This window comes from Sorangiineae bacterium MSr11367 (assembly GCA_037157805.1).
GTDB lineage: Bacteria > Myxococcota_A > Polyangia > Polyangiales > Polyangiaceae > Pendulispora > Pendulispora rubella.
Genome location: CP089983.1, coordinates 2,322,728 through 2,342,811, shown reverse-complemented (window position 1 = coordinate 2,342,811; position 20,084 = coordinate 2,322,728). Strand labels below are relative to the sequence as shown.

Genomic DNA, 20,084 nt, shown 5'->3' with positions numbered 1-20,084 from the left:
ATGGGAGCCGCTACAACCACCGTCCCCAGAGCCCAACCGCACCACCCCGATCCGAACGAGAATTATCTCAAGGCGGAGCGGGGCATCATGTCCTGGCTCGTGACGCTCGATCACAAGCGCATCGGGATCATGTACCTGATCTCGGTCATCCTGGCCTTCGCGGTCGGAGGTGCCTTCGCCCTCGGCGTGCGCCTCGAGCTGTTCTCGCGCGGCCGCACCATCATGGACGCGGATCAATACAACCGCGCCTTCACGTTGCACGGCGTGGTGATGGTGTTCCTCTTCATCATCCCGTCGATTCCGGCTGCACTGGGTAACTTCATCCTCCCGATCCAACTCGGGGCCAAGGACGTCGCCTTCCCGCGCCTGAATCTGATGTCGTATTACATCTACGTCTTCGGCGCCTGCTTCGCGCTTTACAGCATGGTGAACGGCGCCGTCGACACCGGCTGGACGTTCTACACGCCGTACAGCATGCGCACGGCCTCGTCGGTCATCCCGATGGTGCTCGGCGCCTTCATCATGGGCTTCTCGTCAATCCTCACCGGTGTGAACTTCCTGGTGACGGTGCACAAGCTGCGCGCGCCCGGGCAGACCTGGACCAAGTTGCCGCTGTTCATCTGGGGCCTCTACTCCACGAGCATCATCCAGGTTCTCGCGACGCCGGTTCTCGCCATCACGCTGCTGCTGCTCTGCCTCGAGCGCTTCCTCGGCCTGGGCATCTTCGATCCGAAGCTCGGCGGCGACCCAGTTCTGTTCCAGCACTTCTTCTGGTTCTACTCGCACCCCGCGGTCTACATCATGATCGTGCCGGGCATGGCGGTGGTGAACGAGATCATCGCGACGTTCACCCGCCGCGCGATCGTCGGTTACATGTTCGTCGCCATGAGCTCGCTGGCGCTGGCGCTCCTCGGCTTCCTCGTCTGGGGCCACCACCTCTTCGTCAGCGGCATGAGCGAGTACGCGACGATGGTGTTTTCGGGGCTGACCTTCCTCGTGGCCATCCCGTCCGGCGTGAAGGTCTTCAACTGGGTTGCCACGCTCTACAAGGGCTCGATTCGGCTCGAATCGCCGATGCTGTACGCCCTGTCGTTCATCTTCCTCTTCACCATCGGTGGTCTGACCGGGTTGTTCCTCGGCATGCTCGCCATCGACGTGCACCTCCACGACACGTACTTCGTCGTCGCGCACTTCCACTACGTCATGGTGGGCGGCACGGTGATGGGCTTCGTCGGCGGTCTGCACTACTGGTGGCCGAAGATGACGGGCAAGCTTTACAGCGAGGGCATGGCCAAGGTGGCCTGGTTCCTCGTGTTCATCGGCTTCAACGTCACCTTCATCGCGCAGTTCATCATGGGCTCGCGCGGCATGCCCCGGCGCTACTACGACTACCTCCCCGAGTTCGAGATCTTCCACAAGGTGTCGACCATCGGCTCGTGGATCCTGGGCGCCGGCTTCCTGACCATGCTGGCAATGTTCATCATCTCGCTGAAGAGCGGCGCGAAGTCCACGCGTAACCCGTGGGGTTCTGCGGCCCTCGAGTGGCAGACGCCCACGCCGCCTCCCCTCGCGAACTTCATCAAGGTGCCGACGATCACCCGCGGCCCGTACGATTACCATCTGGCCACCGAAGAGGAGCTGTCCGAGCAATGAGCCAAGCTGCAAGCCACGCCGAGTCGTCGGCGGCGTCTCACGACGAGTCGCACGCGGGCGGACACGACGAGCATCACGGACCGCCCTGGCTCGCGCACCACTTCGACACGCCCGCCCAGCAGTTCGACGCGGCGAAGCTCGGAATGTGGGCGTTCCTCGCGCAGGAGCTCCTGTTCTTCAGCGGCGTCTTCGTCGCCTACGGCATCTTCCGCAGCTGGTACCCGGAGGCCTTCAGCACGGCCTCGCACCAGCTGGACCGGGTGATGGGCGCGGCCAACACGATCGTGCTCCTCTTCTCCAGCTGGACGGCGGCCATGGCCGTGCGTTCGTCTCAGTTGGGCAAGAAGCAGCAGACGACCACCCTGCTGCTCATCACCATCGCGTGTGCCTTCATCTTCCTCATCGTCAAGTACTTCGAGTACCAGCACAAGTTCCACGCGGGCTTGCTGCCGGGTAAGTACTTCGGCCATCCGGTGGACGGTGGGCTCTTCGGAGCGATCCCCGCAGGCCACGGCCACACGCCGCACCTGGCGCCCAAGGCGCACATCTTCTTCTCGCTCTACTTCGTGATGACCGGCATCCACGCGCTCCACGTCATCGTGGGCATCGGTGTGCTGTTCTGGATCGTGAAGCGGAACGCGTCGGGCGAGTTCTCGAAAGAGTTCTTCACCCCCGTCGATCTGGTGGCGCTCTACTGGCACTTGGTCGACTTGATCTGGATTTACCTGTTCCCGCTCCTCTACCTCATCGACTGATCCGACGGGACCTTGGACGCGAGATAAAAAGGCATAGGGCCATGAGCGATTCCCACAGCGCAGACCACGGTCACGGACATCACGACGACGGCGCGGTGCACACGCACATCGCGAGCGCGCAGTTCTACGTTGGCATCTTCATGGGCCTCGTCGCCCTGACGGTGCTGACGGTGGCGGTTTCCTACGTCCACCTGGGACCGGCGAACCTTGCCGTCGCCATCATCATCGCGTCGATCAAAGCGGCGCTGGTGGTGCTGTTCTTCATGCACTTGAAGTACGACAACAAATTCAACGGGCTCATCTTCGTGTGCTCGTTGATGTTCATCGGCGTGTTCTTCGCGTACACGATCAACGACACGGGGCATCGCGGCCAGGTCGACCTGGAGCAAGGTACCGAGACGTTGCCCGCCGATGGAAAGCTCGCCCCGGGCGGCATGCCCGAATCGGCGGCGGCGCCGAAGCACGAGTCGGAGCACGCTCCGCAAGTCGGCGGGCCGCTCCCCGAAGGCGAGCACCACTGACGCTTACAGCGTAATCCCCAGGTGGCGACGTAACGTCGCATAACGCGAGCTGGTCGTGAACACGATCAGCTCGCGTGTCGTTTTGTCGATGTCGCGATGGGACTCGAGGGCCAGCACGTTGTGCGCGGCCTCGAGATCCGTGGCGAGGAGCAAGCCGGCGCGGGCGGAGGTCTGGTGCACGGCAGCGACCCAACGCCGCAGATCCGCGCGGCCACCTTGCTCGACGAAGCGGTGAACCTGGCCGCGGAGCTGATCGAGGGCGGCGGGGTCGAGCAGCGGCTCGATGGCGCCTGCGATGGGCACGACGTGGTCCGGTATCGCGAGATCCGGTTTCCCGATGCGCAGGGCGGCCAGGAAGATCTCTTCCAGGTGCGCGAGCGAGGGGACCAAGAGCGAGACGATGTGCTCCTCGCGGAAGTAGGCGAGATGCGCCCCGGCGAGAAAGGCCAGCTCCTCGCTGCTGCGACCCGAGAGCGCCGCAGCGCCCAGCCGCACGACGGGCGGAAGCGCGGGAACGAGTTCCCCGGTGCCCGCATGGTCCGGGTCGACGTGCAGCTCGGGCGAGGCCATGCCGAAGATGGCGGCGGCCCAGGCGAAGCAACGCACGGCCTGCACGGTGGACTTCACGGGTTCGTGCTTTTGCGCCGGGTTCAGCGCGGGCAGCTGCCCATCGCGGCGCAGCGCCGAGAGGCGGCCGAGCAGCACCGCCGGCGCCACCACGGCGAAGATGCCGCCGATGGCGGCGTCCTCCTCCGGATGAAAGAGAAGCTCGTGCCACGCCGCACGATCGAGCGGCCGTTGCGGCCGAATCAAGGTCGCGTGGTTGTGCGCATCGAAGAAGGCCCGCTCCTCCGGGTTGGCCGCGTTGGTGAACGCGAGCGCCTGCGCCACGCACCACGCCCGATCGACGTCCCCCACCGCGGTGTGCGCGCGAAAGCGGTCATGCAACTCGTCCCCATCGTGCGATCCCGACGGGGGGACTTCGGGCGCGCTCAGATCCGAAAGATCGATGTCCACCGCGATCGTCTCGGTCCCGCGGTGCTGGGCGTGGTACGCGGCCTCCAGCGCGGTCTCGAGCCGCTGGAGGCGCTCGCGATCCAGCCCGAACGACGCGGCCATCTTGTCGAGCTGCGCACGTTCGTCGGTGGTGATGAGGCCATCGGCGATGACCTGCTTGAAGAGCTCTTGGTAAAGCACCTCCAGCTTTCCGAGCCGAAGGTGGCCCGAGGTTTCACCGCCCTGAAATGTCTCTGCGTGCTCGAACATCGTTTATCTCCCGACCCCGCGGTAGTTTAGTACCGGGAGCTCGTGAGAAGAAGGACGTTCGGGCTCGCCAGAAGCTTCACGCTGAAGCTTGCCCAGGACGACATTCCGTCCAGGCGGTGTGCGTCGTCGATTAAAATTTTCACGCGGCTATCGCACGCGTCGAAGGCCGACACGTACGAGGTGCCCGCGTGCAGGTACGGAACGACCGAGTCGGTGAGTTCAGCGTTGTGCTTGGCCAGGTAACGAATCGAGAAGCGAAGGTCGTCGATGGCCTTGTCGCGGAAGACCATGTCACGCGTGGAGGTCACTTCCACGGACGCGGCGGAGAGGGGCAAGAGCACGTGCTCGGCGGGGTTCGTGCACACCGGCTTGTACGGTGTCGTAAGACGGATCCACACGACGACGAGCGCCAGGGCCAGGGCGACGCCGGCGGGAACGTAGGCCAGCCGATCGATGCCGCGACTCCCCTCCCCCGCGCCGTACGTGTCGGGCGCGTCTTGCGTTGGATGCGTGCGGCGGCCGAGCAGCGCGAGGGCCGGCATGGCCCCCATGAACGACAGCGTGCACGTCGCCACCTGCTGCCCCGACGTGATCCACGGCGGCGTGAACGGCGCCGAAAGAATGATCCCCACGATGGCGTGCCGCAACAGCGACAGCCGCGGATTCGCGCGCTCTTTGACGAAGACGACGTAGAGCGACCAGATGAATGCGAGCACGAAGGCGCCGCCAATGAGGCCCATCGCGGCGGCGTTGAACAGGCTGTAGGTCCCGAAGGTGCGCTGCCAGAGCAAGAGCGGCCCGAAGAGGCCATCCTGCGCGGTGGCAGCGCGCACGGCGGCTCCGTCTTCCAGCGCCGCGTCGTCCGGGTTGGTCCACACGTAGCTGAACATCCCGAAGGGCGACGCAAAGAGACCGAGGCCGGACTTGAGGAAGCCGAGGACCACGAGCCCCGGGTGCGCGAGCGCTTCGGCGAGCAAGATGTTCCACGAGGCCGAGACGCGTTCGGCCGCGCTCATTGGCACGAGCTCGGTGTGCTGGTGCAAAAGGTAGGTGTAGTCCTCGCCGTGAATGAGCCCGTAGGCAATCGCGGGATAATCCGAGAACGTGGCGCCACTGCCCACGAAGCGCAGCACCACGGTGTGGACGACCAAGGCCGCGAACATGGCGCCGGCCGCGAGGGCCAAAAAGCGGAGCCGCCCGCGCACCGGCACGATGGTTCGCGCAGCCCAAATCGCGATGGCGGGCAACACGAAGAAGGCGCCTGCACGGGCCATGAGGCCGAGCGCGATGGAGAAGATGCCCACGAGCACGAGCCGCCCCGCGCGACGTGGATCGCGTTCGCGGGCTTCGTTGGCGCGCCAGCAGAGCACGAATCCGATGATGCCGAGGGGCAGCCCGAAGTGCTCCGTCTGCACGAAGCCCGCCCAGCGCCGCTCGAAAAAGAGAAGGATCACGTAGACGACGAATGCCGCCTTCGCACCGTGTGTCTTCCACACTTCGAGCGCGGACAGCGCAATCGCCCACGCCCCCGCGGCGGCGCACGCAAACAGCGCGAACCGCAGGTTGTTCGCCGACAGCTTGAGGAGGCCCGAGAAGATCGTGGTGAACAGGGGCCGCTTCGACGAGACCTCGAAGCGACCGCCGTAAATGAGCCGGAGCGCGTCGTCGTAGAAGTCGTGGGAGTCGCTCCAGGGCAAAATTCCGCCGAAGACGGCGTTGCGACCCTCGTACCCCAAGGTCCAGAGGTGCACCACGAAGGCCGCGACGAGCACCTGCGTGATGGCATGAAGCAGCCACGTGCGCGCGGGGCTCCGGTCCAGCCAATGAAAGACCAGCACCAGCACCACCATCAAGGTGATGCAGTCGTAGCGGGGCACCCACTTGAAGACAGCGAGCGCCATCGCATAGGCGACGGTAAGCAAAATGCTGGCGCCAGCGGCGGCGCGCGGCGAAAGCGAAGTCATGGGGGCGCGCAATATATACTCATCGCCCGCCAGCGGCAGGTAGAAGCGAAGATAGCCCTAATGCGAAGGCTGGGGACTCCGCAAAGGCTCGCTGCTTCGTTCTTCCTGGCGAGCTCCGTCGGTGGACAGCGCCCTCGGCGGTGTCGGGGGCGCGAGGGCGGCGGGCGGCTGCTCGGTGTCGGGATGAATGGCATCGACCCGCCCGGTGATGAGGCGGGCCCCGCGCTCGTAGGTGACGTACGACCACGCCCAGGTGAGCAGAACGGCCACGCGATTGCGGTGTCCGATGAGGAACCACAAGTGCACGAAGAGCCAGGCAAGCCAGGCGATGAAGCCGGTGAGCTTGAGGCGCCCCGACTCGGCCACCGCCCGCGAGCGCCCGATGGTCGCCATCGTGCCCTTGTCGAAGTAGCGGAATTTCTCGTGGGGAAACTCTGCGAGCGCCTTGCCGTCGCGGACCGCGCGGGTGACGAGCTTCGCCGCGTAGCGCGCCTGCTGCATGGCCACGGGGCTCACGCCGGGAAGGAGCTTGCCCTCTTCGTCGGTGAACGCCGCCATGTCGCCGATGGCGAAGGCTTCGGGGTGCCCTGGGAGGCTGCAGTCCTCGCGCACGATGACCCTTCCGGCGCGGTCGATGGGCAGGCCTAGCTTGCCCGTGAGCCGCGTCGCACGCACGCCGGCCGCCCAAACGACGTTGGCGGCTTCGAGGCGCGAGGGCGGGCTATCCGGGCTCGACTGAAACGCGACACCTTGCGCGTCGATGTCCGTGACCCGCGTTCCCGTGCGGATCTCCACGCCGAGCTCCCCGAGCTGGCGCACGGCGGCCTGCGAGAGGTCCTCCGGGAACGAGGCGAGCACGCGCGGGCCGCCCTCCATGAGGATCACATGCGCCTCCGTCGGGTCGATGCGGCGAAAATCGCGCGTGAGGACGTGTTGCGAGAGCTCGCGCAGCGCCCCCGCGAGCTCGACACCGGTGGGGCCTCCGCCGATGACGACGAAGGTGAGCAACCACCGCCGACGCGCCTCGTCCGTCTCGCGCTCGGCGAGCTCGAACGCGAGCAGCACGCGACGCCGGATCTCGGTGGCATCGGTGAGCGTCTTGAGCCCCGGAGCAAATTGCTCCCATTCGGCGTGACCGAAGTAATCCGATTTGGCACCGGCGGCGAGAATCAAAAAGTCGTAATCGAGCCGCGCCCCCGTCTCGGTCGTGATGGCCTTTTGCACGAGGTCGACATTGGCCGCCTGATCGAGCAGCACCGTGACGTTCTTCTGCTCGGCCAACACCGAACGTATCGGCGAAGCGATGTCGGCCGGTGAAAGCCCGGCCATGGCCACCTGGTAGAGCAAGGGCTGAAAAAGATAATGATTCCGTCGGTCTATCAACGTCACCCGAACCGGTGATCGCTTGAGCGCCTGCGCCGCCGTAAGACCGCCGAACCCGCCGCCAACGATGACTACGTGAGGTAGGGACACATCTTCGTTTAGGCGCCGCACCGCGTAACGGCAAGCGGGGCTAAAACCCTATTTGAAAATTCGCTTCCGGGCCGAACGACGGAACCACTGGGCTTTTGGCCACGGGTAAGGTCAGGTTGCCGCGGCCACCGAGGAGGAGCGCGATGTTCTTTCGGTCGCCAAAGGCGACGCGAACGCCCGCGCCGAGCGATGCGAACCACGGGCCGCCGATTTCCCATGCGTGGATGGTGCGCGTGCCGGGAACGTTCAGCTCGACGACGGGCACCTCGACCTTCGCGTCGTACTGGGAGACGCCCGTGGCGACGAAGCCGTACGGCGCAACGGGCTGCAGGATGGCGTCTTTGCCAACCAAGTACGTGAGCCGAGCTTCGCCGTGGAAGGGCGCGAGAAGCACGTGACCGTCCTGCTTCGGTTCACTGCCGGGAAACGTGCGAAACACGAGGCCGATGCGCGCGCCCACGAGGAAGTTCGCACTGAGCGCGTAATCGAAGGAGAGCCATACGCGAAAGTTGGAAGGGGCGAGACCGCTCTCGACTTTGCCGGCCTTGCCAAGCTGCAGTTTCCCGTTCTCGACGAACTTGTCCGTGCGCGATGGGTACTCCGTTCCCTCGGGGGTAATGCAGTAATAGCCGGCGTCGTTCTGGGGCTCGAACTTGTTCCCCTTTGCAGGCTCGCCGTTCTCCGGCTCGCCGTTCAACTTGCACACGTCGTCGCCCGCGGGAAGCACGAGGAAGTCGAACCCGAGCCCCGCGCCCACCCAGAAGCGCGGATATTTGCGCGCCGCCTCGGGCGCAGGCCCAGGGGCCTCCGTCTTCTTCTCGCAAGGGAAGCCGGGCGGACAATCGGCCGCGTCCGTGCACGCTTCGGGCGGCGCTTCGCCGGGCAGATGCGGTGCGGCCCCTTCGAGCGCAGGCTTGATCGGCACCTTGTACGCGTTCGTGCGATCGCCGGCCGTCGCCACCGGCTCGTTCTGCGCGTTGAAGCCCTGCAGGTAATACTGAAAGGTGCCCTGGGCCACGTCACCGCAGGGCGTCAGGCCTTTCCACACGCGGCCGGCGCGCTTCAAGTCGAGGGCTTTCCACTCGTCCATCGCGGCGCCCTTGTAGCGAACGATGACCCGCGCCAGCGGTTCCGTTCCCGTGTACTCTACATAGATCGGCACGGGGGTGAGCACCGCCTGCTCCGCGACCGGCGCGTGCACGAAGTCGTTCGCCGGCGCCGTTTGGGTGGCCACCGCACCGCCGCCCGCGCCCGCGAGCCCCGCCCTGCGCCGGGCCACATCGAAGGCTTGATCGAGCTCTTTCGTGCGCAAATCCGGATCGAGTACGACGTTCGGATCGATGCGCAGCGCTTCGACGAAGTTGGAAATGCCTTTTTCGCGATCGATCTGGCCGCCGATTTCCACGACGCCGAGATCGCGCCGGAGCTGTGCGCGCAGCTGTGCGGAGCACTTGTCGCTTCCGCAGAGGGTGACCGCTTTGGTGAGGCGCTCCTCGGCCTTTGCGAATTCCGTGGAGAGGTAATCGTCCTCGATGGCCTTCTTCTGAAGGGAGCGCGCTTGCTGCTCGACCTTGACCTGCTGCGCGGCAGCTCTGGCACCAGGCCCCGCTTTGGGGATCGGATCGACCTGCGCCCCGGACGGCGGAGAAAAGAATAGGACGGCCCAAAAGAGCGCGATTGCTGCCAGACCTCCCACTCTTAGCTGCACGTCTTGGGCATACAACGAGACGTGGCCCTAGGCCTAGAGATTACAGCCGGCGGTACACACCGACGACGACCCCCAGGAGCATCGTGGGGCGGAAGTCGACCGCACGCACGAGGATGGGGGCCATCTCCTTGTTGGCCGGTTGGAAGCGGACGTAGTCCTTTTCCGGAAAGTAGTACTTCACCGTGGCTTCGTCGCCGATGAGCGCGACCACGATGTCGCCCCGACTGGCGGTGAGCTGCTTGCGCACGAAGATGTAGTCGCCGCTGAGGATGCCCGCCTCGATCATCGAGTCGCCCTGCACGCGGAGGCCGAACACTTCGCGCCCGCCGCGCAAGAGACCGCGGTCGATGCGCACCGTGTCGATCACGTGCTCTTCGGCGAAGATGGGGAGGCCTGCGGCAACGCGGCCGAGCACCTGCACCTCGACCAAATCGTCGTCGTTGGCCGGGGTGGCCTTGGACAAGGCCGCGTCGGAAATGGCTCCGGCGAGCTGCGAGCCCGCAAGCCCCGCCGCATCGGCGATGCCAGGAAGCTCGGTCTGCAGATCCAGGTCGGAGGCCGCGCTGCCTCCCCACCCGCCGGCCAACGCACCTGCCTGCGAGACGGGCGAACCGGTGTCGAAGCGGAAGGCGCCGGGTGCCGCGACGTCCGTGCGCGGATCGAAGCGCAAATCGGTACCGGCCGGCGTTGGACGAAGGGCCCGCGACTTCATGTCTTCGCGCGTGAGGTAGCCTTTTCGCTCGAGCGCGCGCAGGTGATCGTTCACACCGTTCGTCGACCGAATGCCCATGCGGGCGCCGATCTCGCGCAACGTTGGCGGATAGCCTCGGTCGGCTATCGACTGGCGGATGAAGTCAAGGACCATCTGCTGCCGCTGGGTCAGACCTTGCATTTGGGATCGTAAGGTACTGAACGCCCGTCACGCCGTCAAGAATTGCGCTGCTATTTGGTCCAGCGCGCCAGAATGTCCTCGTCGAAAGGCTCTCCGTGGCAGGTGGCGCACTTGTGCTCCTTGCCGTCGCGGCGCTTCATTTTGTCGACGTAGTTCTCGTCCATCCACGCCCCGAGGGCCTTTTTGTCATGCCGGTCGAGGAACTTCATGCGTCCCTGGTGGCAGGAATCGCAGTAGAGGGGCTCGCCGCTGTCGAGCGAGAGGCCGCGCACGTAGTCGTTCCACATGTGCAGCGCGATCTTCTTCATCGGCGTCATGGCCGCGTAGTCGGACTCGTTGTGGCAGTCCGAACATTTGGCCCCGAGCGCCTTGGTGAAGGTGCGCATCACTTTGCGGAGCTTGTTCGGCTCCATTTTTTCGAGGGCCGGCAGGTTCTTCAGATCCAAGCCCAGGTTCTGCAGATCCGTCGCCATCGCGCTCACCGCGATGGGCTTCATCGGCACGCCGGGCACCGTGCTCGGGCCGCCCGGCACGGCGGATCCCGGCGGTGCGGCGCTCGATCCGGGCGCGGCGCTCGAAGAAGGCGCACCGGGGACGGAGCTTCCGTCGGGGCCGGGCGGCTGTTGATCGGGGGATTGCGGGCCAGGAGGCGCGCCACATGCCGCGACGAAAGAGGCCGTGGCGATGCACGCGGTCAGGAAAGATGTTGCCTTGTTCATGAGACTCATAAGACCGGGTTGCTTCTAGAACCTTCCGCTCGTGGAGAGGAAGGTCAACTTTTCGTTTGTCTCGCGCAGACGGCCCGAGAGCATGCGCACGCAGCTCCAGAGCACCTCGTACGCGAGGTCCTTGTGGAGGAAAAGCAGGTCGTCGAACGCGTCTTTGGTGATGACCAGCAGACGGCATCGCTCGTGGGCGCGCGCGTCGGCCGAGCGGGGCGACTCGTCGAGAAGGGCCATTTCGCCGAAGACTTCCCCGGGGCCAAGCACCGCCAGGGCCTCCTCGCCCATGCCGGAGACTTCGCGCGAGATGCGCACCTTGCCCTCGAGGATGATGAAAAGCTTGTCGCCTGGGTCGCCGTACTGAAAAATTCTCGTCCCGAGGGCGTGAATCTCTTCCGCGGTCACCTGCGCGATGAGCGAGAGCGCGTGGCGCGTCAAGCCGTCGAAGAACGACACGCGCGCGAGCTGATCTTCGCGTTCGGACGTCGGCCCCACGGCGGCGCCGGCCAATTCTTCATTTCCCGTTTCCGCTGAACTCGGTCCACTCATGCGGATGCGAAGCGAGGGTATCGCCCCAGGCGAGACGGGTCCATCTTTGTGCGACAAACGGCCCTCGTTGGTCCATCGGCGCATCGGAGTCATCGGAGATCGGAACGATGCGGACGCGACTCCCCGCGCTTGCTGGTTTTGCTTCGACGGCGCTGCTCATGCTGCTCTTGTGGGCAAGCGGATGCCAGAGCGATAATTCCTCACCTGGACAGCAGGGGCCCGACGATCGGCCGAACACGTGCGGAGCCGACCTCACGAGCGACGTGCGGAACTGCGGCGAATGCGGCCATGAATGCGGGGCCAACCATTACTGCAAGGCCAGCAAGTGCGAGGCCGGGTGCCCCGAACGGATTTTTTACGTCTCCAACGCGGGCAATGATCTCAACTACGGGTGCTCGCAGGCGGCGCCGCGCCAGAGCATCGCGACGACCATCGAGCTTGCCCGCAGCCTTGGGGTGACCACCCACGAGATTCGCGTGTGCGCCGGGACGTACGTGGAGGGCGGGCTGTCGCTCGAGCATCCGGTGTCGTTGCGCGGAGGCTACGACTGCGCGTCGTGGGCTCGCGCCGATGGCCGAGAGACCGTGCTGCAGCACGACGGTGGCTCGGGCGCGACGTTGAGCATCCGCGGGACCAGGGTTGGGCCTTCGGTCACCGTGGAAGGGTTGACCATCCGCGGCGGAAGCGGCGCCCAAGGCGGCGGCGCGCTGCTGGTCTCGACGGGTGCTGCACCGGTGCTCGTGCGCAACGTCATCACCGGCGGAAGCGCGGTGGCCGCGGGCGACTTGATGGCCAGCTACGGCATTTACTTGCAGGCCGGTGCGGCCCCGGAAATTGCCGATAGCACCATCGGCGGCGGTTCGGGCACGGCGCAGGGAAGCTTTGGCAGCGTGGGCATCGCGGTGGCGAGCGACGCAGGGCAGCCGCGCATCCATGGCAACCGCATCGACGGCGGGACGGGGACGACGACCTTGGGCGTCGCCACGACGGGGTTGCTCTTCTCGGGCAAGGGCGCCCTCACCGGCGAGCTCGCAGTCAAAGGCAATGAGATCCGCGCCGGTGCGGGGCGCGTGCTCGGGGCATCGGGAACGGGAAGCATCGGGGTGCTGGTCAATGACGCCGCGGCCATCGAGCTCGCGGGCAACGTCATCGAGGGCGGTACATCGACGTGCGCGGGTTCCTGCCCGGTGCGCGGCGTATCGGTGAGCACCACGCGCGGGGTGCGACTCGCCGGCAATCGCATTTACGGCGGCGACGCCACGCCGGCGAGCGCGATGAGCTGGGGTGTACTCGTCGCCGACTCGGGCGATGCCGTCCTCGAGAACAACATGGTGCACGCAGGGGGACGCGCCGGGACGATGAATACGGTGTACGGCGTCGAGGTGTCGCAATCGTCGGGCGTCGCCATCCGCGGGAACACGCTGTTTGGCGCACCGGTGCCGGCGTCCGGGGAGAGTCAGGCCCTCGGCGTCACCCGGCAATCGAGCAACGTGAGCATCGAGAACAATCTTCTCATTGGGTCAGGATCTGCGCAGGGCGTGGGGCTGCTTCTCTTCGCCTGCCCCGCGGGAAGCTCGGTGGCGAGCTTTCGCCACAACGTGTTTGCCAACTTTGGAGACAACCTGGCCTACGGCGTCGTCTCGACAGGAAATGTCGAGTGCAATAGGCGCGACACGCTCACGAGTATTTCGAACTTGGAGCAATTCGTCACGACCACCGCGGGCAACTCGAGCAGCCGTGTCGGCGGCGACGCCCTCGTTACCGCCGCCCCGCGCGCCATCTTCGCATCCTGGACGGACGCGCAAAGCGGCTACCCGGAGTTGATCGCGACCGGGTGGAAACTGGCCGCGAACACCCCATGTGCGATTGCACGCGGCGGGGACGATCTCAGCGGGACGCTATCGGGTGACGCCTTCGGCGCGACGCGCAGCGTCCCCTTCTCCGTCGGCGCCGAAGAACTCGCCGACGACTCGGCCTGCAAACCCTAACTCAGTGCTCGCCGTTTTGTGCGAGCCAGCGCTCCGCTTCCAGCGCGGCCATGCATCCCGTGCCCGCGGCGGTCACCGCTTGGCGATACACGAAGTCCTGCACGTCGCCGCTGGCGAAGACGCCGGGGATGTTCGTCTGGGTCGTGCCCGGCTTCGTCTTGATGTAGCCGTTGTCGTGGAGCTCGAGCTGGCCCTTGAAGAGATCCGTGTTCGGCGTGTGGCCGATGGCCACGAAGAAGCCCGTGATGGGCACGTCGGTCACTTCGTTCGTGCGCAGGTTGCGCACGCGCGCGCCGGTGACTTCGCCCTTGGAGACATCGAGGATCTCGTCGATGCCCGAATCGTAGATGACGCGGATCTTCGCGTTTTTCAGCACGCGATCTTGCATCGTCTTGCTCGCGCGGAACTCGCGGCGACGGTGCACGAGGGTGACGCTCTTGCAGATGCCCGACAGGTACATCGATTCTTCCATCGCGGTGTCGCCACCGCCGATGACCATGACGTCCTGGTTGCGGAAGAACGCGCCGTCGCACACCGCGCACGCCGAGACGCCTTTGCCCTTCAGGGCGTCCTCGCTCGGTAGATTGAGCCACTTGGCCTGAGCGCCCGTGGCGATGATCACGGTCTGCGCGGTGTACAGCGTGTCGTCGTCTCCCGCCCAGATGCGGAAGGGGCGCTGGGAGAAGTCGACCTTGTTCACGTCCTCCGAGAGGATCTCGACCCCCTGGTGCTCCGATTGCGCACGGAAGGCGGTCATGAGATCCGGCCCCGTGACCTTCGCGGGAAAGCCGGGGTAGTTCTCCACGTCGTTCGTGATCATGAGCTGGCCGCCCGGGATGCCGCCCTTCACCACCCCTTCGAAGAGCAGCGGGCGCAGGTTGGCGCGCGCTGCGTAGATGCCGGCGGTGTGACCAGCCGGACCCGACCCGATGATGATGACGTTACGCGCGCTCTCTCCGCTCATGAGACCTCTAGAATCTGTATGCAGCGCCCACGTTGATGACGTTGAGCGCGCTGGTGATGGAACCCAGGTTGATAGGCCAATTGGTCTGGTACTTCTGACGCCCGGTGCCGCAATAATTGCCGGCAGGCGTGGGATTCTCCGTCGGATTGCAGGGCGTGCCGGAAATCGCGTGGATACCGTTCCCGTTCGGGTCGTCGTTCTGCTGCTTTTGATAAAAAACGTGCATGAATCCAAGCATGAACTCCAAGGAGTCCTTCTTCTCGCCGCGGCCCATGTCGAGGCGCAAGGTGGCGCCCGTTGCTAGGCCAAAGCGTGCACTGCCGACGAAGTCGATGTTCTGATACTGGATGTTCTGCCCGTTGCTTTCGAAAAACATGCCACCGCGCAGAGCGAACCGGCCGGGGATGACGTTGTAGTCGCCACCGACGCGGACACCGAACACGTCCTTGTAGTCGCGCGTGATGTCCGCAATCGGCGGGAGACGGCCGGGCGTGCCATTCACCGGGATGATGCCGCTGCCGGACGCGTCGCCGGGGAAGCGGATCTCCATCGAGTCGATGGCGCTATTGTTGGCCCAGGTAAAGTCCACCTCGGCGTCGAACACGTCGGTGTGGATAGGATCACGCTGATGCGCCTGCAACGCGGTCGCCCGCGGCTTGTGGTAGCGGAAGGCGAGCTTGGCCTCCATGGGCTGCGACAACTTGAGCCTGGCGAGATCCTCGCCGCATTTCCCCTCGGCGGCGGCACCCTGGTTGCAGTCCGAATACGACGTGTCCGTGTCCTTGATGCGGCTCGTGTCGCCGTCGTGGACGCGCTGCGTGAAGTACTCCGCCTGCGTGTACAGATTGCCGCGGGCCTTGATGGAGTCGGTCCACTTGAAGGTGCCGGCAATGTCGAACTGGTCGTTGATCGTGTAGATGCCGCCGAAGGTTAGGCTGGGAACGAAGTAGTCGCTCGCAATGGCGGTGGCGGCCAAATCGTTGTCGCGCGGTTGGCCGCCGTCGATGTTGTTGACCGTCGCCGCGTTGTTCAACTTTGCGCTGAAGATGCCCCACGTGAAGGCCATTCCAAGCCGCAGGTTATCGATGACTTCCGCGCCAATACCAATGGTCGGATTCATCTGGAACGCGTGTCCCTCGATGAGCAAATAACGCTGCGGCGCGGCCTGCGCGTTCTTTCCCTCGTCGGGCGTGCCGACCCAGGTGGGCCATTTGCCCGAGCCCACCGCGCTGGGCGCCAAAATCGCGAAACCGATGCCCACGCGATCGTTGATGCGATAAGCGCCTGCGAGCTGCGGGTTGGGGAACGGCGCGATGTCGTTGCACACGCGCGGGTAGCTACCGCCCGGGGCGACGTAATCGTCAGTCATGTCGTTCGCGGCCTTAATCCGCGAGAAACAGGTGTGCTGAAAGGAAATGTTCGCCTGCAGCGTCAAAGCGGTGCGCTGTCCCGCGAGGCCGGCTGGGTTAAAATACGTGGCAAGTGGATCGCTCGCCCGGGCTGCCCATGCCCCACCACGCGCCATTTGCTCCGATCCATTGTCTGGAAACTCGAGCACGTTCGAAGCGCGTGCAATGCTCGGGCCCATGAAGGCCAACGCGGTCGCGAGACCGAGGGAAAGCTTTTTTTTCATGGCTAAGTGTCAATCCTTGACGGGAGTCGCCTTCAGCGAGGCGCGCCCTTCTTTCACGTAAACCGAGAATCGCACGCGTTTGCAACCGTGGCGCGCAATGAGAGCGTCCCGGTTCTTCTTCAATGTATGTTGGAACTTGGCAAAAGTGAGCCCCTCTGTGGGCTCGCCGCACTGCTTCTTGGTGCGAATGAAGTCCTCGTAGACAATGCGCCACTCGGCTTCTTCGCCCGCGGCCTTGGCGAGGACCTCGCGCGGGGCGCTTCCGACCACCGTCGCCGGTTCGTCGTCGACCACGCGATCCGGATCGCGGCCGTCTTCCTTGGCCTCTTGCAGAAGGGCGCGGGTTTCCGGTGAAAGGGGCGCCACGGACGTGGGCCCCGTCTGGGGACGCTGCAGGGCTCCAGGCGCGGCTTGGGGCGCCGTTCTGGCGGGCGGGCGTTGACCGGGCGGCGGGGGCGGCAAACGGCCGGCCCCCGAGTCGTGCGAACTCGGGACACCCACCGGTCGCGTGGGAACGGGCGGCGGCGTGGGGGCACCGGCGATCGGCGGCGCGAGATTGGGCCGCGAGGACCGCGCGGGCGGCGGCGGGGGCGGACGCTGGCCGACGGGGACCGGCGGGCGCGAAGACGGAACGACGTGGGGTCCCGATTGGGCCGCCGAGATTTTGCCCGATTGCGGCTGCGGGTGCGGCGACGACTGCGGAATCGCACGCGCGGAGGCCGCATACGCACCCGGGCCGGGCGGGATGCCTGCGGACGGCGGCGGCGGGCGACCCGCGAAGGCGGGACGCGACGGAGGCTCCATCGGCGCGAAGGCGCCCGACCCTGTGGTGTTTCCAGAAAGCGCGGGCCGAGACGACGGCCCCGCATTGCGGTGCGCCCCCGCGGACGGCGGCGGGACGAAGCCCCCCGCGTTGGGCGGGGCGGGGTGCGGGACCGCTCCGGACTGCGACGGGGGCTGGCTTCCCTCGGGTCCAGGAAACGCAAAGGCGCTCATGGCCGGTTGCGCAGGCACCGGGCCAAGGATCTTCTCCACGTCGGCCAGCTTGCGCGGTGCGCCACCCTTTTCGGCAATGCGCTCCACACCGGCGTTCACGTCGGTGGCGATGGGGCGGTACAGACCGCGAAAGCGCGACAATTGCAAAAGGTCGATCTCGCCTTTGCGAAAGCGCTCGGCCTGACGCTTCATCTCGTTGAGCGGCAGGGTGTGCTCGAGGAAGGAGAACGCCACGCCAATGAGGCTGAAGAGGACCGCGACGAGGAACAACACGAAGCGCGGCGCGCTCGCGCGGTCTTTGTCGTCCGCGCCACTGAGGAAGCCCGTGGGGCCGCTGATGGCGACGCGTGTCCGCGCGACGACGAAGCCTGCACGCTGCTCCCAGGCATCACCCTCGAACCGCGCGAAGATGGCCCCGAGGTCGTCGTGGTCGAGCATGCGGATGCTCGTGCGACCGGACTCGCGGTAATTCTTGTCGGCCTCGACCTGGGTCAACTCGCCCGTGAGCTGATCGAGCAGCTTCCCGTCGAAGCTCTCCGCCCCAGCGGGGACGGCGGAGGCCACGCGAACGCCCATGGCATAGAAGGCAATGTTGGCGCGCGTGAGGGTGGAAATGTCCTGCGCAAACCGCGAGTCGACCAAGCGGATCGCCACCACGGCGCCTGCGGGCGGCTGCGTCACGTCGTATTCGACGGAGCGCGCAGAAACGCGATAGAGGCGACCGCCGAGCACCCACGTATCGTCGCGAAGGTAGCCGTGCAGGGCGTCGTAGACGGCGGGGTAACCCCCCAGCTCGAAGTCCGGCGAGGCGTTGGCTTGATCGAATCCCACCTGCGCGAGCACGCGCCCATCGCGATCCACGGCAAAGAGGGCGTCGTACTTCAAATCCGGCGGCAGCTTCTGATTGAACGAATCGAGCGCCTTGCGCGCATCCTCGCGCGCCTTGGGGATGGCGCGATCTTTGGGATCTTTGGTGGCCGCCGCCACGAGCCCCTCTTGCACTTCCTTGTCGACGGCGGCGGGGAGCAGAGCATCGAGCCGCCGGCGTGCGTCGATCTGCAACGCCCAGCGGACCACTTGGCTGTCGGAGGCCAGCCCCTCGGTCATCGACACTTGATTGCGGCGGTTGTACTGGCCGACGGCGACGTACGAGACGTACAGCGAAATGGCAACGAGGAGGCTGAGGAAGACGTACCAGAAACGCGAAAGGAGCATCATTTCAGCCACCCTCGCCCACGTTCAGAGGCTCTTTCAGATCCAGGTTTCCCTTTTCCTTGCTCGAGACGCTGAGGGCGCGCCCGACTTGCCGGCCGTTGAAGAACGCCTTCAGTACGAAGTCACCCGCGGGGAGGTTCAATGCGTAGGAACCGTCGCGGGCGGGGAACGCCACGTCGACGACCTGAGGGTCGACCACGATGTACATGCGGACGCTGGGAAAAAGTTGATCCCGAAACTCGACGCGTCCAGCTTGGGCCGCCGTCCACTCACGCCGGCCACCGGCGGCCATGTCCTCGGCCTTCCACGCTTCATTTCCGACGACGAAGAGGCGATGTGGAAATGGATCGAGGTTCTCGAACGAGATGCGCGTACCCGGTGCGACGACCAGCGTGGTGGGGTTGGTGTGACCACCCGTGACCTTGACGAGAATCGGAGGGTGAGGCGGTTGGTTGCCCGCGGCGAAGGCGGCGATGCACACGTCGCGCGACGGATTTGCCGTGAGGTTGCGAAACTCCGCGCGCACGACCGGCGAAGGCTCGCGCCACGTGAAGCGATGCGAATCGGCCTTGCTCGCCTCGGCGTAGACGTCGGGCAGGAGTTTCTCCTGGCCACTGATTTTTCCACGCACGGAGCTCGCGAGTGCCATGCCGGACATGGCCGAGAGGACGGCCGCAACGAGGAGCGAAAACGAACCCTTTCGGGACATGGACCTCCAGGGCGTACGAGCCCGAGACAATCGAGAGCCACCGCGAAACGCCCGTGCCCGAGACGGTACAGACGCCGCGTAGCCATGTAAACATGGTTTGAAAGGCATCAGAAGCTTCCGCGTGGAGCCGTTTGCGATGACGACGAAGGTGATGCTCGTTTCGATGGGGCGGTCAAAATCAGGACCGCCCCCGCCGCCAGCGCGACCGCTCCGGTGATGAACGCCACCGTCGAAATATTACCGGCGCTCTTGGCGTCGGAGGCAAGAGAAACGCCTCGTTCGTCGTTGCATAGATTGCCGGTGCAGTAGCCCTGCGAATCGGACCATGCGGAGTTGGCCTTCAATCCGAAGAAGGTGCCGGCGCCCACCCCGACGACACCGAGCCCAACGAGGCCAATGCCGATGATCCGCCGCGTCTTGCCCGGGTCGGAGGACGCCGGGTCCTCCAGCGAGGAGTCGTCCAGGAGCGCGCTGGGGAGGTGTTCACGCTCGTCCTCGAGGGCGGGAACGCGGATGTCGAGACGATCCTTTTCCGCAATGTCGACGGTCGAGGTCCACGGCTTCTTGCCCGGCGCGGTCGCCTCGAGCTGGTGCTTGCCCGGATCGAGCGGCACCGCCGCGCCGAGCGCAGCATCTTCGACCGCGACACCGTCGCGCTTGAGCAGGAGGCCCGGCACGGGCTTGTCCAAGCGAAGGGTCAGGCGCGAGAGCTTCGACTCGACCGCAGCCGCAAGGGTGCGCGCGGTTCGTTCACGGTCGGCGCGGTTGAGTCGCTGGGCGGCGGAGGCGGCGTCGAGGTATGTAGCCCAAGCACTCGCTGTTTTGCCGAGCTTCTCGTAGCAGTCGCCCAGGTTGAGCAAGGTGCCCACGGCGGGAGCGAGGCGCTGGCTCGCGGCAAACTTGGGGCACGCCTCGGCGTATCGTTTTTCGGCCATGAGCTTACGGGCGTCCTGAAAAAGGGACTCCGCGACCGCGGCGTTCTCGGACGATGCAGGAGGATCGGCGGCGCGGGCCACCGAGGTGACGGGCGACGCCAGGGCCACGACGAGGATCGCAGGAAAGATTCTTCGCATGCG

Annotated in this window: 16 protein-coding genes and 2 pseudogenes; 5 read left to right on the top strand and 13 right to left on the bottom strand. The window is 65.6% G+C overall.

Translation table 11 applies throughout. The features are described from left to right. The 3 genes from LVJ94_09235 to LVJ94_09225 are packed head-to-tail and all read left to right on the top strand — an operon-like array spanning position 1 to position 2,929. Positions 1-1,653 carry a cbb3-type cytochrome c oxidase subunit I gene (locus LVJ94_09235; protein ID WXB07416.1) on the top strand — a complete coding sequence of 551 codons (1,653 nt, stop codon included), beginning with the start codon at positions 1-3 and terminating at the stop codon, positions 1,651-1,653. Then, positions 1,650-2,408, top strand: a complete 759-nt coding sequence (locus tag LVJ94_09230; GenBank protein ID WXB07415.1) for a cytochrome c oxidase subunit 3 family protein — start codon at positions 1,650-1,652, stop codon at positions 2,406-2,408. Before LVJ94_09235 ends, LVJ94_09230 begins: the two co-directional genes overlap by 4 nt. 41 nt (positions 2,409-2,449) lie before the next feature. Then, complete coding sequence (locus tag LVJ94_09225; protein WXB07414.1) at positions 2,450-2,929, top strand: cytochrome C oxidase subunit IV family protein; 480 nt, start codon at positions 2,450-2,452, stop codon at positions 2,927-2,929. 3 nt (positions 2,930-2,932) lie between these two features. On the opposite strand, the gene LVJ94_09220 is transcribed toward LVJ94_09225, so the two are convergent. The 7 genes and pseudogenes from LVJ94_09220 to LVJ94_09190 form a co-directional block, all read right to left on the bottom strand. After that, positions 2,933-4,195 (bottom strand): hypothetical protein, encoded by a 1,263-nt coding sequence (locus LVJ94_09220; protein WXB07413.1) that lies wholly within the window; start codon positions 4,193-4,195, stop codon positions 2,933-2,935. Positions 4,196-4,221: 26 nt separating this feature from the next. After that, positions 4,222-6,159 (bottom strand): hypothetical protein, encoded by a 1,938-nt coding sequence (locus tag LVJ94_09215; protein ID WXB07412.1) that lies wholly within the window; start codon positions 6,157-6,159, stop codon positions 4,222-4,224. Between the two features lie 57 nt (positions 6,160-6,216). Beyond that, on the bottom strand, positions 6,217-7,632 hold the full coding sequence (locus tag LVJ94_09210) for an NAD(P)/FAD-dependent oxidoreductase (GenBank protein WXB07411.1): 1,416 nt from the start codon (positions 7,630-7,632) through the stop codon (positions 6,217-6,219). Positions 7,633-7,672: 40 nt separating this feature from the next. After that, positions 7,673-9,340 (bottom strand): hypothetical protein, encoded by a 1,668-nt coding sequence (locus LVJ94_09205; GenBank protein WXB07410.1) that lies wholly within the window; start codon positions 9,338-9,340, stop codon positions 7,673-7,675. A 40-nt stretch (positions 9,341-9,380) separates the two neighbouring features. Then, positions 9,381-9,788, bottom strand: a pseudogene (gene lexA, locus LVJ94_09200) (transcriptional repressor LexA). 240 nt (positions 9,789-10,028) lie between these two features. After that, positions 10,029-10,232: pseudogene (locus LVJ94_09195) on the bottom strand (winged helix DNA-binding protein). A gap of 50 nt (positions 10,233-10,282) precedes the next feature. Beyond that, on the bottom strand, positions 10,283-10,729 hold the full coding sequence (locus LVJ94_09190) for a hypothetical protein (protein ID WXB07409.1): 447 nt from the start codon (positions 10,727-10,729) through the stop codon (positions 10,283-10,285). Here LVJ94_09190 and LVJ94_09185 point away from each other — a divergent pair. Next, entirely contained in the window at positions 10,719-10,859 is a 141-nt protein-coding gene (locus LVJ94_09185; protein WXB07408.1) for a hypothetical protein, read from the top strand. The genes LVJ94_09190 and LVJ94_09185 overlap by 11 nt on opposite strands. Before the next feature lie 116 nt (positions 10,860-10,975). On the opposite strand, the gene LVJ94_09180 is transcribed toward LVJ94_09185, so the two are convergent. Next, positions 10,976-11,503, bottom strand: a complete 528-nt coding sequence (locus tag LVJ94_09180; protein WXB07407.1) for a cyclic nucleotide-binding domain-containing protein — start codon at positions 11,501-11,503, stop codon at positions 10,976-10,978. Between the two features lie 107 nt (positions 11,504-11,610). On the opposite strand from LVJ94_09180, the gene LVJ94_09175 reads away from it, so the two are divergent. Next, complete coding sequence (locus LVJ94_09175; GenBank protein WXB07406.1) at positions 11,611-13,491, top strand: right-handed parallel beta-helix repeat-containing protein; 1,881 nt, start codon at positions 11,611-11,613, stop codon at positions 13,489-13,491. Position 13,492: 1 nt separating this feature from the next. On the opposite strand, the gene trxB is transcribed toward LVJ94_09175, so the two are convergent. From trxB to LVJ94_09150, 5 genes are all read right to left on the bottom strand, one after another. After that, positions 13,493-14,455, bottom strand: coding sequence for a thioredoxin-disulfide reductase (gene trxB / locus LVJ94_09170; GenBank protein ID WXB07405.1), 963 nt, complete (start codon positions 14,453-14,455; stop codon positions 13,493-13,495). Between the two features lie 7 nt (positions 14,456-14,462). Continuing rightward, on the bottom strand, positions 14,463-16,088 hold the full coding sequence (locus tag LVJ94_09165; GenBank protein WXB07404.1) for an outer membrane protein transport protein: 1,626 nt from the start codon (positions 16,086-16,088) through the stop codon (positions 14,463-14,465). A 9-nt stretch (positions 16,089-16,097) separates the two neighbouring features. Beyond that, entirely contained in the window at positions 16,098-18,302 is a 2,205-nt protein-coding gene (locus LVJ94_09160; protein WXB07403.1) for a hypothetical protein, read from the bottom strand. A gap of 1 nt (position 18,303) precedes the next feature. Beyond that, the gene (locus LVJ94_09155) at positions 18,304-19,008 is read right to left on the bottom strand and encodes a hypothetical protein (protein ID WXB07402.1); all 705 of its coding nucleotides are present in this window, start codon (positions 19,006-19,008) and stop codon (positions 18,304-18,306) included. A 107-nt stretch (positions 19,009-19,115) separates the two neighbouring features. Next, a complete protein-coding gene (locus LVJ94_09150) occupies positions 19,116-20,081 on the bottom strand; it encodes a hypothetical protein (protein WXB07401.1) in 966 nt (321 codons plus the stop codon). Between the last annotated feature and the right edge of the window lie 3 nt (positions 20,082-20,084).